Consider the following 15651-nt stretch of genomic DNA (forward strand, 5'->3'; position numbering starts at 1 on the left):
TTATAAGAAAAATTTTTTGTTATGTACAATTGCTGGAACTTTGATTTTTTCTCATTTCGGTTCAACTTATGCAAATACATCAGCTCCTACAATGGTTATGGCTCGTGCGGATAAAGCAGGAGAAGAAAAAACCTTTAATAACGTTTTTATCCGCAGCGCATATACAACAGTGGTTGCTGATGACAAAGCCTTTATCACCATTACAAATTCAACAATGCGTTCAGACTCAAATTTATTTACCGCAACAACAGGTGGACGTATTCATGCTAAAAAAACTGTAGGAAAATCAAATTCCCGTGGTTTAGAAATTTCAAACGGCATCATCCATATTGAAGATTCAATCATAAATGTTTCCGGACATCACAAAAGTCGTGGTATCCTTTTTGATTACATCCCAAGTTCCCAAGTAAAAGAGGGCGAAAAAGTTATCAATAAAGCAATTCTTACCAACACAAAACTTCTTGTTGAAAATGGTATTGGTATTCTAGGACCAGATTATGCAAAATCTGTTGCTGAGGTAGAACTTAAAAGTTCAGAAATTCGTTCTGATATATTATTAAAAAATAAAATCCCAGAAAACTCAAAAGATATCGATCCTCGCACTTTTATATTAAGCGCTGACAATTCGATTATAGAAGGACGAGCAAAGACTTTACCTCAAAATACAACGATTTTTACTCTCAACAATAACAGCAAGTGGTCCCTAAAGATTAGTCAATTTGAAGTAGACAAAGAATTTGACAGCTCTAAAGGATACTTGCTCACTGATATTAAACAACGTGCACAGTCTATTGTCTCAGTATTGAACCTTAATAATAGCTCTATTATATTTAATGCGCCGCATAAACTAGCAGACAATCAATATCAAACCTTGCATGTGGGAAAACAGCCAACAGCTGAAGCTGCAAAAGCAGAGCAAAACAGAAGCTTCGATGCAACAACGGTTTACAATGCATTGGGCAACGCAAGGATTTACTTTAATACCGAATGGAGTAATGGTCTTATAAAAGAACAACAAAAAACTGACCGTGTTCTCGTTCATGGTAATGTCTCAGGCACCACAACGATCTATTTCAACAATCTTTCAAAGCGTGCAGAACCATTCGATGATGATGAAGTTTCAATTCCTTTGAATGCGCGTGGTCTCTCACTTGTTCAGGTGTCTGGAAAAGCAGAGGAAGCCGCCTTCACGCTGGCAAATGGCTACACTACAATGGGTGGATTGCCCTATAAATATGTATTAAATGGCTATGGACCAACATCCAGCCGTGGGAGAGCTGACAAACAGCAAAGTCTCTTGCAAGAAAGTGAAGAGTTTTGGGATTTCCGTCTACAAAATGCGACTCTTGATGATGAAGGAAAAATCAAAGCTCTTGTTCCTCAAATGGCAAGCTATTTGGTTATGCATAATGCAATATTCTCCTCTGGCTTGGCTGATATAAACAATCAAAATACACTGTTAGATAATATGCACTCAACAGTTTTTGGATTAGAAGGTCATAAACAAAAAGGGATATTTTTATCGACTTATGGCAACAAGATGACGTTATCTTCCAGCCGTAGTCCATTGGAATATGGTTATGGTGCTAATGTTCACTATGCTGCTATACAAGCAGGCATGACATTAACAACGTTAGAAAATCAAAATATAACCGCGAATCTTGGTCTTTTAGGCACATATGGAAAGCTCGCTTTTACGCCAAAGGACATGGAAGGTTCTGACAAAAGCATACTGGATAAATGGTCCTTTACGGTATATGGGAATCTCCACCATGACAATGGTCTCTATATTAATGCACTTTTCTCCTACGGCATTTTAAACGGACATATTACAACAGCCCTTATCGGCAACACCACAGAATTAAACAATACGGATACATTAAATATATCAGCTACCGTTGGACAAAAACTAGCAACTGGTGTTGAAGGGCTGTCTTTTGAACCACAAGCACAACTTATTTATCAACATATTGCCTTTGGCACTCTTTCAGATATTGATGGCTTCCAAGTTAATATAAAGCCCCCTTATCAATGGTTGGTCCGTATTGGAGGGCGTTTAACAAAAACAATGCTTCCTATTGAAAAAGATCGTGTTCTTTCTTTTTATGGTAAATTGAATGTCATCAAAGCTTTTGGTGAGGAGCGCACTATCGATGTTATGGAATCTTTCCATCTCGATTCTATGGGCTCTTCCCTTGAAGGTGGGCTTGGCATTAACGCGCAGCTTTCTAAAAATATCGCACTTCATGCTGACGTTAATTACCAACATAAACTTCAAAAAGCTGGGTTCTCTGGAATTAATTTTTCCGGAGGAATGCGTTATCGCTTTTAGAAATCTTAGCTCTCTATTTTGACGCATAAGCAGCGCTGAGATGAAAACAGTGCTGCTTAACTACATTACAAAAAACCGTAATGTGTCAAAAAGTGGTTCATTTTTAGCAAAATAAAGAAAATATCTTAAGGAACATCTCTATGCATAAGAATCTTTTGTTATGTACAGCCGCTTGTGCTTTATTTTTTTCTTCTTTTAACTTCACATCTACCAGCACCGCCTCTGGTCTAAGCCCCCAGGAACGCCATGCCATTGAAGAGATTATGAAATTACCTGAACAATATCGCCATGCCATTGATTTAATAAACACACCAACACAAGCAGAAAAGAATCTTGAGAAGATCGCCTCTGGCGCCATGATGGAAGATAATTCGTCTGTTAGGAAGATGCTCGAAGAGTATTTAAGATCTGTCAATAAACAATTCTCAAATGGACTCTATAGCTCTGTGGATAATACTATAGATGTGAATAATACTGTAGATAATATTATGGCTAAATATCATCATCTGGATATGCAACACATGATGAAGGCCAATGCACAGCTTGATCACTTACGACAAAGCCGGTTGATAAAGGCAGGGAATTTATTACGTGGCTACGACAAAGCAGTTTCCGATGCCGTAAAGGCGGCAGCAATCCTTGAAGCTGATAACCAACAGCGTGTTAATGCTGCACACCAAGAATGGGTGAGCCAAGACAATCGTGATTGGCACAAACTGCAAAATAAAGCAGAAATATTACATAAAGCAGCACAAGTGGATAGTGCTTTACAAGGACAAAACAAGGAACTTTCCAATACTTTACGCAAAGCAGTATTAGAGACTTTGAACGCGGATGGAATAACCAACGTGGAGAGAAAAGAAAAAACATCCCCTCCTCCAACGGACACTTCATCCATAAGAACAGGTCATGGAATGAGACAGCCTAAAATAAATGAAAATTCGCAATCTGATATTGATCCCCAAACAAACACCACTTCCTCGGAATCAAAAACAACTCTTAATACATCAGCAAAAGCGCATATGAATTTGCTCCCAAAGGTTGAGAATACTGCTACCGCGGCTACAGAGAGCACCTCTAAACTTACAGATGATGATAAAGCAACCGCAGCTTCTACTTCTCTTGATGGAACAGCAAAAAGCACAACTCTTACACCACAAGGAGAAAGTTCTTTAACCATGCCTATTGCGATGTTTGCTGTTGGGTTTAGTGATGTCAACAATCAAAATATCTTGTTAGACAATATGCAAATAACAATGTTTGAGCCCAAAGATCATCCAGAGAGAGGCGTTTTCTTATCCTCTTATGGCAATAAAAGCACCTTTTCTTCTAAGGTTCAAGCAAAACAAGATGGTATCCAAGCAGATATTCGCTATGCTGCATTGCAAGCAGGAGCAACACTAATAGCGCTAAAAGATCAAAATATCAGCAGCAACTTTGGTCTTTTCGGAACATATGGGAAATTATCTTTTACTCCTAAAAACAAGGAGAGCTTTCAAAAAAATATGTTTGATAAATGGTCACTCACCGCATATGGAAATATTCAGCATGACAGTGGCATCTATGCAAGTGCATTTCTCTCTTATGGAATTTTCAAAGAAAATCACGCTACAGCTCTCATCAAACATACCTCAAAAGTGAAGAATAGTAAAACATTAGGAGCCGCTGCAACTGTTGGTCAAAAACTGTCAACCAGTTTTGAAGGTGTAATCCTAGAACCGCAAGCACAACTTGTTTATCAACGTCTCATGCTTGGTTCTTTATCAGATAAGAGCTCTTTCTCAGATGACGATAACTCTAAAATAGACATAAGCAAACCTCATCAATGGTTGTTCCGTATTGGTGGACGTTTGACACAAAACAAAGGCCATGCCCTTTCCTTCTACGGAAAACTGAACATGATCAAAACTTTTAGTGAAAACTTTTCGCTTGCTGCTATGGAATCTTTAATTGAAGGTGGTTTTGGTATTCAGGCGCACTTATCGCAAAATATAGAGCTTCATAGTGATATCAGCTATCAACATAAATTCAAAAAAGCTGGCATCTCTGCAATAAATATTGCCGCTGGAATGCGCTATCACTTTTAAAAATACTTGTATTCCTATCTTGAAATATAACGCGCTCTCATTATGTTTCGTTTTGTCTCTTACAAAAGAGACATAATGAGGCCAAAGTTTTATTTTTTATGAGAGAGGGGAGAAATATTTTAGGAATACATCCATATGAAAAAAAGCTTCTTACTATACACAGTTTCTGGAGTTCTGTTTTGTTCTTTCACCAGTATGTCTTATGCTATTCATAGTACAAATCCATCAACAACGATAGATTCTTCTTCTCTACAACCTGCTCGTGTCAAGTCACAAATAAATCTATCCGGAGTTTTTGATCCGTATAAAGATCTATATGATGGAATCGGACAAGTTATGCCATCATATCCATCTTCAACCCCTAATGGCCTCCTTCCCCCTACAGCACCTAGCTCCACAAGAACGAGCGCAAGCCCTATTTCTACAGGAAGTAAACTTACAACGCCTACTTCTACAAGCACTCTACCTCCCAAAACACAACTTGAAGGAAATTCAGCTGGAAATATAATTTCTTCTTCAAAACAAAACTCTGATCTTAGTCAAGGAAGTACACAAACACCAAAGACTAAAGTTACAGAAGGTGTACAATCTAACCCTACAACACAAAACACTCCTATTATACAATCTTCAACAACAGGAATGGAAGCAAAATCTAGAAGACGTTCAGGGGCGCCCTCCTCTTCTGCAGACTCTTCCAGCGAAAAAACACTATCGAATTCTGCTGTGTCTTCACAGCCAGAACCTACACAACCTTCACCGAATTTACAACCAGCACTTACAAAGTCTGAACCTACAAGAACGGAACCTACAAAACCAACAACAGAGCAAATACCAACATCTAATGAACCAGAACTCGCACAGCCAATATCTTTAAGAGTAGAAACTGAAAAACCAACATTACTGGTACCACCAAAATCTGCAAAACCAGCGCCAGTGCAATCTTCATCTGCACAAAAAATATCTGAAAAATCAGAGATTGAAAAACCAATATCACCAATAAAACAACCTGAAAAGTCTACACAAATTGAGGATATAAGCGCTGGAGTTGAAGCTAAAAACGGTAAGATTATAACGCTACATAACAAAAAAATTCAAGACAATGGTTTTGCTGTACATGCAGAGGGAAATAATTCAAAAGTCAACATGATAGGGGGAACAGTTGATGCGCGTTTTGTTGCACTAAGCGTATCAGATGGTGGAGAAATTGATGCTACAGGCATTACTGTAACAGCAGAAACAGCTGGTTTGGTAAACATGGAGGGCACAATCAAACTTAAGGATTCAAGCGTCCATGTCACGGGAAATTATGAAGCAGACGGTATTATTTTCCGCAACAATCCGTATAATGCCCCTAGAAAACGATATACACGCAATGCTGAAAGGAACACCAATGCCGTTCAAGAACAAGATGTAGCCAATATTGCTGATAAAGTAACCCTAGAGAATACAAAGCTTTTCGTTGAACATGGTAGCGGTATCAACCTTTATGGAACAGGCGTAAACGGGGAAGTCAACCTTAAAAATTCAGAAGTTCATGCCGATATTTTATTAAAAAATATCAAGAACGAAAGTGCCTCCACAAACACCATTACATTAGTTGCAGACCACTCTTCTTTAGAAGGTCGGGTAAGAACTTCTAAAGATAATAGAACAGTTTTTGATCTAAAAGAGAGGACGAAATGGCTTGTAAAGGCGAATAAAAATGCCACAAATAATGATAATATTTTAAATGACTATAGACAGTTTGGTGTTGATGAAAAATCATACTCTAATCTTTCTGAATTGCACCTTACAAACAGTGCCATTATGTTTGACAAGCCCATTGAGGGACATTATCAAACTCTGTTTATAGGACCTAATCTTTCGCAAGAAGACGAAACAACTCACACAGCAGCGATTTATAGTACAGCGGGTCTTGCAGAGATTTATGTAAACACTCAATGGGATAAACATTCTCCTATCACGGAACAACAAACTGATCGCATTGTGATTAATGGTGATGTCTCAGGAAGTACTGTTGTTCACATCAATCTCCAAACCGATAGCTCTGCTGTTTGGGGAGAACACATGGCGTCACTTCCTTTAGGAACACATGGGATTTCAATCATTCAAGTTTCCGGACAAGCAAATGAAAATTCCTTCACGTTAGCAGGAAACTATATGACAATAGGGAAACAACCTTATAAGTATGTACTTACAGGCTATAAACCTGGAACATCTCATGAGAGCCAAAATCTTTTTGGTAAAAACAGTAATTTCTGGGATTTTCGCTTACAGAATGCCTACATTGATAAGGATAAAAAGGTTCGAGCCCTTTTACCACAGGTAGCAAACTATTTAACCATATCTAATACTTTGTTTTCTGCTGGATTTACTGATGTAAACAATCAAAACACGTTGTTAGACAATATGCGCACAACAGTATTTGGGGCAAAAGACAATAAAAAAAATGGTATCTTTTTCTCTTCCTATGGCGAGAAAGTCACCTTATCTTCCAACCGCGATCCATTACATTATGGCTATGGTGCTGATGTAAACTATACTGCTTTACAACTAGGTGTCATATTAGCCGCCTTGGAAGGTAAAGACATAAGCACACATTTTGGTCTTTTAGGAACATACGGAAAACTTGCCTTTACGCCAAAAAAGATGCAAGATTCTGAAAAGACAACTCTTGATAAATGGTCTCTTGCCGCTTACAGCAGCATCCAACATAGCAATGGTATATATCTAAACACACTTCTTTCTTACGGAACCTTAAAAGGAAATATTACCACAGCTCTTGTTGGGAATGCCGCCAAATTGGATGGTACCGAGATGCTTAATATATCTGCAACCATTGGTCAGAAATTAGCAACCAATACAAAAGGGCTGGTCTTTGAACCACAAGCTCAATTCATTTATCAAAATCTCATGTTTGATATTTTCTCAGATACCAATGGCTTAAAAGTAGACATGGGCAATCCACATCAATGGTTGATCCGTTTTGGTGGACGTTTAACAAAAACGATAATGGCTGTTGAAGAAAACAAGGCTGTTTCCTTCTATGGTAAAATGAATGTTATCAGAACTTTTGGCGATGGTAAAACAATAAAAATTGCTGATACCTTTCATGTTGATCCTACCGGCTCTTCAGTTGAGGGAGGCATGGGGGTGAATGCATATCTTTCTCAAAATATCGTACTAAACGCCGATATCAGCTATCGGCAAAAACTGCAAAAAGCCGGTGTATCTGGCACCAATTTGTCTGGCGGAATACGTTATCGTTTCTAAAGCAGAAGTTAATTTTAACTTAAATAAAAAAGGCAGCACAAAGTGCTGCTTTTTTATTTAAATTTATATATTTTTTAATTCTCAAAAATCATTATCACATCAAAGAAGATTTTGACTTATAATATTTCTTTTGCATATTGAATAAAAAACTAAATACCATAACATTCTCTCATCAAAATACCCCATGCATAAAATTTTATGTCTTATATTATCACCACACCTCAAGCGATGATGTTTTTACAGCACAACAGAATAAGCATTTATGCCGATTTAAAAAAAGTCAGCCCCTTCTTCGCTGTGGACGCTCCATTTATTTTAGATGATGTACATTTAATATACCTGCTATAAAGACTAGTATCTGGTATAAATTCTTAAAGGCAAGTTTTTCCTCTAAAATCTCAATGCTACAGCAGCTCCATTATAAGACAAGATATTGATTTATAAAGACAATTAATTGTTTTCCATGTTAAATGAGAATCCAGAATATCGTCAGATTCTTTCATTTTAGACCTGTTCCATGTTGAATCAACAAAAACCATATCTCTTACAAGTGACAAGGGGGAAGAGCCATAGGGATAAAAAACTATTAAGAAAGGATTAAAAATGCCTCTAATGAACTATCTCAAGTGCCAAGGGCTGTAGCAACATTGGGATCAAACAAAGAATATGACAGTGTTGAAAAATATAACAATATCAACTTGCTCTTTTATTAAGCATAAAGATGGTCGCGCCCTATAGATTTTATATTATTTCCATGGGAACTTTCTTATTATACCATTCACAAGCACCGTTGCATCAAAGATGTCGTTGCGCCGCCCCACAAACACCATCACGAAATAGACTTGAGAGCTTAGATATCTCTTTAAAACAAGGCCGTGAATTAGGAATAACAAATCCATTCTATTTTGAGTATTTTGTCGTGCATGAAGGACATGCCCGCAGTAAAAAACACAATAAAAAAAGCGTGAAACAATGCGGAATCTTCATTATTTAACAGATAGTGCTTTAGATACTTTTGAAAGACATAAAGCTAAATTAAAGAACGGCGGAACAGAGGGAAGCTGATTTCTACCTCTTTATTCTTTCCCAATGAGATTGCCTCCCCATTTCAAATATTACGCCAACAAAGATATACGCACTATACCCACTCAGATCTGGATGCTCTCTCCAATCTGACATACAAAAACTAAAAACAGCAGAAGGAAATAATAAACCGCTTTAATTTTTATCTCAAGCATATAGATTTAAACAACGAACCGCGTCATATCACCACACTTTAAAGGACAATATTTCCATGAAGCTTATAGGCAATATTCATCACATACTCTTCATCATTCATGCTTTTTGCTGACTTGGTGGTTATGGCGGAGTGAACGCACCAGATCCCATCCCGAACTCGGCCGTGAAACACTCCAGCGCTGATAGTACTTTGCCTTAAAGCAAGGAAGAGTAAGTCGCCGCCAGATCTGCTAAATGCAAGCAAAAGACTCAATTATAAACCTTACATTACCACAGCCCCAAGGAAGCTGTTTTTAAGGCATCACAGGCTGGTCTAAATATTCTCTTGATCGCGCCTCTCCCTAAACTAAAAAATGAAGCTCCCTACTGACTTAGTCTGCAAACAATTCTCTGTAAATAATCCGCCTTCTCTGAATTCTCTTCTAGCCAGCTTCTCACCGCATGCGGTTCACATCACGACACCTTAAAAGACATTGTTTTAAGAACAGCGTTTTACAGTACATCAGGATAATAATTTAAATACCAAAATGCACTTAAAACAAGTCTACTCACTAAACGCACTATTTATCCAAATCAACTGCCCTACCTAATCATTGTCATTACTTAGAACAGCCCGTATTAATCAGATTTGAATTTATTCCTCTATTTCTTTTGCACGTCCAGATAGTTGTATAGCTCTAGAAAGATCATTAACTGCATTTAAATGTGTTTGAAGTAATTCACTATTACGCTGTAATTTTTCTTGTAAATCAGACAACAAACTTTCAACCTCATGCTCAATATCTTGATTCATATAGCGCTTCACATCACTCATGGATTTATTAAGATCACGCAAACCACGTATTTTACGCAAATTTATTTCTTCGTAATCTGGAACACCACTGCTCTCTAGCATATTGCTTTCATAATCAACAACTTGAGCTAATCCTTTAACAGCAGCAACAAATTTTGTCATCGCCCAATCACGATCAATAAGGTTGTTATCAAGAACTTTTGCTTTTGCCGCAAAACTATCATCACCATATTGCACTACAGACATTTTTACTTCCCCTTCAACACTATTGTTCAATCTTACTTTCAAATGAGGGAGACTAAACAGGTTCTCTTCAATGCTGATACACTCAACCAAGCTCGTGGTGCAAACATTGCTCAAACAACAGCACGACAATCCTTCAAAGCGTATACCACTTCAACTTTCAACGCGTTCTCTCAAATATTTTTCTTGCTTTGCTCCAAAACCATCATTGCGGCTATACTAATCCATAAAAACGCTATAGACTTAAACCTTCCAGCAATATCGAAACTTCCATATTTGCTCTGTCTATTTCGCCTTGCCGATTTTATCTTTGCCGATTTTATCACGAGCTCATCTTCAACAGAAAATAACAATGCTTTCACGAGAACTTCAGCCACAAAAATATCTGCCGACAAAAAACCGCAGCCTATCTTGCAGCATATAAAGACGTAAGCCCATTAAAAATTTCAGCATTTTACTGATAGAAGCACTTTACCCTCCATAACCTTATGGCTCTCTCTACACTTAAACTTGTATACCTTCCAGCGCCCCATAAGATGGCGCCCAACAAGATCAGTTTGCACCCATTCAAAAGGACACCCCCTCTCCCATGCTCTTTCTGCACACATGCAGTATTTCGCATAAAACACAAAAAGAATGTTCTTTTGAACAGATCAGCCATACAGCAATATAAAAAAAGACATCTTCAAATAGCTAAACAGCCATCAATCTTCCTTTTTTAAATTATCATTCGCTTTTCTTTGCAATGAACGACTATATAAGATTTTTTGAACCTTTTCAAGAGTTTCTTAGCCAATCAGTTCGATACGTCTTCAATCGCATATTTACGCGCTTGTTTTAAAGAAATATCTCTTAAGTGCACCCAAGCCTATTTCGCACCGCGGCCCATCAATGGTATAATGATAAATCTTCCATGACATGTATAAAATCCATTGAGCACTTTCCATCTTTACGCTTAATAAAAGAAGCAAGCCAGCACCATCACATATTTTTCTAACCCCTTATGTTCTGATACCCTTGGCACTTGAGACGGTTCATAAAGCATGGCCTTTCTTGTACAATTTCTCTGCGCATGGGAGCTCCCTGCTTGTAACTGCAAAAGACGTTGTTTTGGTTAATTCACCACGAAACAGATTTGGAATGAAAAAATTTCCAGTATTAAGGAATCTAATTCAAGTTGAATAACGATAGATTATCATCTATAAATCAAAATATTATCCAATGCATAATGCTTAACGCTCCCCCCATTGATATTTTCAGAATTTTCACAGCATCTTCTTACAGATTATTTCATTCCATAACACAGTTTGCTCTTAATATCGCGACTTTACATGTGCTACTGGTATAAAAACAGAGAAACAATCATTTTATAATCAAGGTACAATTTTTGTTTACGATCTTTCTCTCGTTTTCAACCTTTTAAATGCAGCTCTTCTCTTTCATAATCATCACATTTCAAATCTATTCCATGTTGAATAAATTAAAATCACTTGCTTGCACATCACAAACAACGCCCTGATGTGTTGATAAAATACGCTGAAAGAAAAAGACTTCTTATGAACCTTAGCAAATGCCAAGAACTATAATAAACATTGGAAGCAAGCGTACGATGATTGTGACTTGCTCTTTCATAAGTATAAAGATGATAGCATTTTATAGATTTTTATATTATTCAAAGTTTATATTATTTCATGAGAGCTTTACTGTTATACTATTCACATTTACCGTTATACCATTTACGAATGTCATCGTAAAATGTCTTTCGTGTGCGTTAAGAGATATTTCTTTAAAACAAGTACATAAATATGCAATACAAATATACTAATATACAACATAAGTATATTTCTTTTGGAGCGTTCTTTACTTTTGTGCAAAACATGCCCCATTAGAGCAGCATTAACCAATCTTGCTATGAGATAAACGATCAGAAAACATTTTTATCTTCCGCCGCTCACCTTAAAGGACTAAGATCTTAACTCAATCGGCTCTGTACGCAGTCCGAATTTTTGTCAAACGATCTTCTCCTGACTTTCCCCTCATCTGCTTCACTTAAACGAAAGACTCAACAAATAAACCTACGAATATTCATCGTACACTAAAAAATACTTAAACGTTCCAAGAAAACTTATATGTCTTATATTACCGTTATAAATGACAGTGCTTTATAGCATAACAGGATAAAAAAAGTTTCCAGCAACACAAAACTTACAAAATCAATCAATAGTCCTTTTAAAGCTTTCTTTTTTAGGATTCACAATACTCCAACTCCTTAAGCTTTTATAAAAAAAGGAACGATTTTAAGCTTGCCGAATATGTTGTATCAGCATATATTACAGATTGTAACATATTGTTATTCATAAAATCACCTCAAAAAGAACAGAAAGAGGTTTTTATGGCTGATCTCGTAAAAGCCGCTATGCTTTATTCAACCTTGATTATCACCATCAATGCTTTTGTTGTTATTTTAGTTCTCGTAATAGAAATATACTAAGCATACTCTTTTGGCTTTTTATAATCTGTGCAAATGAGCATCTTAATTTCACATAAGAGCAAAGCAAAATTTTAATTCTACAGATAAACCACACACCCAATTTCAAACATCGCTTGCAACTATTTGAGTATAAACTCTGCTTTTTGTATGCATTTTTAACCATCAGTGTCCGTCTTTTCACGCTATCTTGAATCTCAACTTCACTCCCACCTTAAAAAACGAAATTTTCTATCAGATATGATCTGTAAATAATTTGTCTCTTTATTGAGTAAATTTCCCCTTCAGGGCATATCACAATTCTAAAGAATAATATTTCATGAAGCTTATGATAATCTATTGAACACCATCTTTACCCTTATGAGAGAATAAACCAGCAGCATCACACACTTTTCCAGCCCCAAATGTTGCCAACAAACCTTTAGCACTTGAGATAATTCATAAGAGGCATTTTTACGTCTTTCTTCAACAGTTTTTATCCACACGGCTCTCCCCGCTTGTACCATGCAAGAAGATGGTTTTAATTAATTCAACCGAGAACAGATTTGGAATAAGAGAATCTTACGTTATTCGAGATCCTTATTCAGTATAAAATAATTAAATTATTTTTATAAATCAAAGTGTTATTCAGAAAAACATTCATCACACACTCGAGAACAAAAAACACCTCATACGTAAAGTTTTATATGCGCTCCACCGCTCAACATGATAATATCACGACACAATTAAGATAAAAAAATAACAAGGAAAAACCTTGCAAACTCAGAAAAGAGAGGAGAAAAATGAAAAGATGTGGAGAGCGCTCAATTCCTCACACATCCAGCAAAACCATCCTAGCAAAACTGTCTCACAACTTAACTAATGTTATAATATTCTCAAATCAAAAGAAATTTTTTAAAAATAGTTTGAGAAAAACATTTGAGTATGAAACGATAATAATTCTATTCAGAATGTTTTTCTCTTTATTAAAACAGAGAACGTAATTTCCAAACAAATGTTTCCTCCTAATTTTTCCGAAATTAGCCGCAACACTTAAAGACGATCTTAGTGTGATGAAACATTTATTTGTGATAAACGCAAAAAAACACCCCAAAGATAGATTTAATCTCATATTTTAAATACATGTAACCAAAACATTAAAAAATTAGCAGTAACACGTAACAACTCATTGGGAGGCAATACTATCTACAATTGAAAGCACTTTTGAGCTGAACAAATGACAGTATAGCATACGTTTACACAAAGAGTACTGATCGTAAACGACTAATTCTTGAAGCCATAAAAAGACTCTCTAAAAGTTAGAGAGAGCCTAAAAACGCAATAGAATCAAGAACTAAAAAATTCCTTATTTATTGAACTGTATGTTTTTAATTAATGCCAAACATAAGTTCCATATATGCTTGTCTGGCATGTTGGCAATTTTTAGATTTCTCCATAGAAGATTGATCCAGCTTTTCACATTTTTTTGCCCACTCTTCGAGTAATGTTTTATCTTTCTTAAATTCCGCTACGCTGTAGTTTTTTTCGCAACCAGCAACGACAAGTCCAGTACAAAGCAGCAATGCTGTAATAATAACTTTATTCATGATTTAATTTCCTTCCTTTTTCTCTTCAGTTTTTTTCTCGTCATCATGTACAAAGCTTGAACCAGGCCAATCTCGGGCATGAACTTCACGATACGCTTTATCTGCGTTTTTACAATTTTGAGAATCTAAATCCTCTGATATCATGCATTTCATTGCCCATTGCTCGAGTAATTTGGGATCCTTCTTAAATTCCGCTACGCTATAAGTTTTTTCACAACCAGAAACGACAAGTCCAGCACAAACCAGCAATGCTGTAATAATGGCTTTATTCATCAATAAATTCCCCTTTTTCAAATTTACAAAGTTTAGGACACAATTTAGGGCCTTAAAAAAAGTTCTACATATGCTTGTCGAAGGTTTTTACAATTTTGAGAGGATTTGAGCGGTGAATCATCGTTCTCACATTTCTTTGCCCATTCCTCGTATAATTTTTCATTTGTTTTAAATTCTTTTACACTATAAGTTTTTTCACAACCAGTAACAGCAAGTCCAGTACAAAGCAGCAATGCTGTAATAATGACTTTATTCATAATTTAATTCCCTTCCTTTTTATCTTCAGTTTTTTCTTGGTCGTCCTTTCCAGAGCCAAAAATTCCCCATTTTTTACGAGTTTCTAATTCAGCTTGTTCTGCGTTTTTACAATTTTTTGAATCAAAACTTCCTGCAATAAAACATTTCTCTAACCACTGATTGAGTAATTTGGGATCTTTCTTAAATTCCGTTACGCTGTAAGTTTTTTCGCAACCAGCAACGAAAAGTCCAGTACAAACCAGCAATGCTATAATAATGGCTTTATTCATCAATAAATTCCCCTTTTTCAAATTTACAAAGTTTAGGACATAATTTAGCACCCGATTAAAATTGTACATTCGGTTCATTGTGCATTTTCAAAAATTTTAAAATCCACTTCTGTACGCGAATATTTTATTAACAATATCTTTGGGTTCACATCCCCTCCTATATTGTGACCTTGCGTCTACTTTCCTTTGCAAATACGTACACTTCCAACGCAAACATGTTAAATCATGAAAACTGCCTTTCATTTATCAGACTTGCATTTGTAACATTATCTGCACGGCAGCTCTTTGTATTTGAAGTGTTAAAACTTCAGCAAAAATTCTGATATCTTGACATTCTCAAAAAGCTTTTTAATCATTTCTTTTCCTTCAAGAACCTTTTGGTAACGAGAAGCAGCACGATATCTTACCCAAAATTCGTCATGCCTATACCCATTGCAAATTCCCTGCAAACGAAAGAATACAGCTTTTAATCAACTAATTGCGCTCTTATCATTTCTAAACCACCGGAAAAGAAAGAAAGCTTTAAGTCCCCCTGTACTTTTTAAAAGCCAATAGAAATGCTAAAAAAGCGATCTTATACATTCCAATTGAAGAAAAAAGCCTATTGCCTTGCGTACCATTACAACTGGCATTAAATATTTAAGACTATAAAATCATATAAATGTAAGAAATATTTTCTATAATATACTCAATGACTTCTTTTGTTTATTAGGAAAAATTATAGCGCGTCAATATCAGTAAATTTTACTTATTTTTATCCCCCCTTTATAAACAATGAATATAATTTAATAAAACGGATTGCTGCATAAC

Annotated in this window: 9 protein-coding genes and 1 rRNA gene; 4 read left to right on the forward strand and 6 right to left on the reverse strand. The window is 36.1% G+C overall.

Annotation, left to right across the window (positions count from 1 at the left end):
• The 4 genes from ACFIMS_RS07415 to rrf all read left to right on the forward strand — a co-directional run.
• The coding region (locus ACFIMS_RS07415) for an autotransporter outer membrane beta-barrel domain-containing protein (protein ID WP_375696554.1) at positions 1 to 2332 on the forward strand (2332 nt) is incomplete at its 5' end.
• A gap of 140 nt (positions 2333 to 2472) precedes the next feature.
• The gene (locus tag ACFIMS_RS07420) at positions 2473 to 4419 is read left to right on the forward strand and encodes an autotransporter outer membrane beta-barrel domain-containing protein (protein WP_375696555.1); all 1947 of its coding nucleotides are present in this window, start codon (positions 2473 to 2475) and stop codon (positions 4417 to 4419) included.
• A 135-nt stretch (positions 4420 to 4554) separates the two neighbouring features.
• On the forward strand, positions 4555 to 7692 hold the full coding sequence (locus tag ACFIMS_RS07425) for an autotransporter outer membrane beta-barrel domain-containing protein (protein WP_375696556.1): 3138 nt from the start codon (positions 4555 to 4557) through the stop codon (positions 7690 to 7692).
• 1351 nt (positions 7693 to 9043) lie between these two features.
• Positions 9044 to 9158, forward strand: a 5S ribosomal RNA gene (gene rrf, locus ACFIMS_RS07430).
• 407 nt (positions 9159 to 9565) lie between these two features.
• On the opposite strand, the gene ACFIMS_RS07435 is transcribed toward rrf, so the two are convergent.
• From ACFIMS_RS07435 to ACFIMS_RS07460, 6 genes are all read right to left on the reverse strand, one after another.
• Complete coding sequence (locus ACFIMS_RS07435; protein ID WP_273790974.1) at positions 9566 to 9970, reverse strand: flagellar protein FlgN; 405 nt, start codon at positions 9968 to 9970, stop codon at positions 9566 to 9568.
• A 170-nt stretch (positions 9971 to 10140) separates the two neighbouring features.
• Positions 10141 to 10362: a hypothetical protein gene (locus ACFIMS_RS07440; RefSeq protein ID WP_375668478.1), complete on the reverse strand. Its 222-nt coding sequence runs from the start codon at positions 10360 to 10362 to the stop codon at positions 10141 to 10143.
• Positions 10363 to 13822: 3460 nt separating this feature from the next.
• Positions 13823 to 14041, reverse strand: a complete 219-nt coding sequence (locus tag ACFIMS_RS07445) for an EexN family lipoprotein (RefSeq protein WP_375613558.1) — start codon at positions 14039 to 14041, stop codon at positions 13823 to 13825.
• 3 nt (positions 14042 to 14044) lie between these two features.
• Positions 14045 to 14314, reverse strand: a complete 270-nt coding sequence (locus ACFIMS_RS07450) for an EexN family lipoprotein (protein WP_375627922.1) — start codon at positions 14312 to 14314, stop codon at positions 14045 to 14047.
• 44 nt (positions 14315 to 14358) lie between these two features.
• Positions 14359 to 14571: an EexN family lipoprotein gene (locus ACFIMS_RS07455; protein ID WP_375621543.1), complete on the reverse strand. Its 213-nt coding sequence runs from the start codon at positions 14569 to 14571 to the stop codon at positions 14359 to 14361.
• 3 nt (positions 14572 to 14574) lie between these two features.
• Positions 14575 to 14841 carry an EexN family lipoprotein gene (locus tag ACFIMS_RS07460; RefSeq protein ID WP_375627920.1) on the reverse strand — a complete coding sequence of 89 codons (267 nt, stop codon included), beginning with the start codon at positions 14839 to 14841 and terminating at the stop codon, positions 14575 to 14577.
• Positions 14842 to 15651: the final 810 nt, after the last annotated feature.

The organism is Bartonella sp. AP331QHHD (genome assembly GCF_042195905.1).
Lineage (GTDB): Bacteria > Pseudomonadota > Alphaproteobacteria > Rhizobiales > Rhizobiaceae > Bartonella.

What these genes read in the sequence shown, in the direction of transcription:
- ACFIMS_RS07420 (WP_375696555.1), top strand. Translation starts at nt 2,473, where the DNA reads ATGCATAAGAATCTTTTGTTATGTACAGCCGCTTGTGCTTTATTTTTT.
- ACFIMS_RS07425 (WP_375696556.1), top strand. Translation starts at nt 4,555, where the DNA reads ATGAAAAAAAGCTTCTTACTATACACAGTTTCTGGAGTTCTGTTTTGT.
- ACFIMS_RS07435 (WP_273790974.1), bottom strand. Translation starts at nt 9,970, where the DNA reads ATGTCTGTAGTGCAATATGGTGATGATAGTTTTGCGGCAAAAGCAAAA.
- ACFIMS_RS07445 (WP_375613558.1), bottom strand. Translation starts at nt 14,041, where the DNA reads ATGAATAAAGTTATTATTACAGCATTGCTGCTTTGTACTGGACTTGTC.
- ACFIMS_RS07450 (WP_375627922.1), bottom strand. Translation starts at nt 14,314, where the DNA reads ATGAATAAAGCCATTATTACAGCATTGCTGGTTTGTGCTGGACTTGTC.
- ACFIMS_RS07455 (WP_375621543.1), bottom strand. Translation starts at nt 14,571, where the DNA reads ATGAATAAAGTCATTATTACAGCATTGCTGCTTTGTACTGGACTTGCT.
- ACFIMS_RS07460 (WP_375627920.1), bottom strand. Translation starts at nt 14,841, where the DNA reads ATGAATAAAGCCATTATTATAGCATTGCTGGTTTGTACTGGACTTTTC.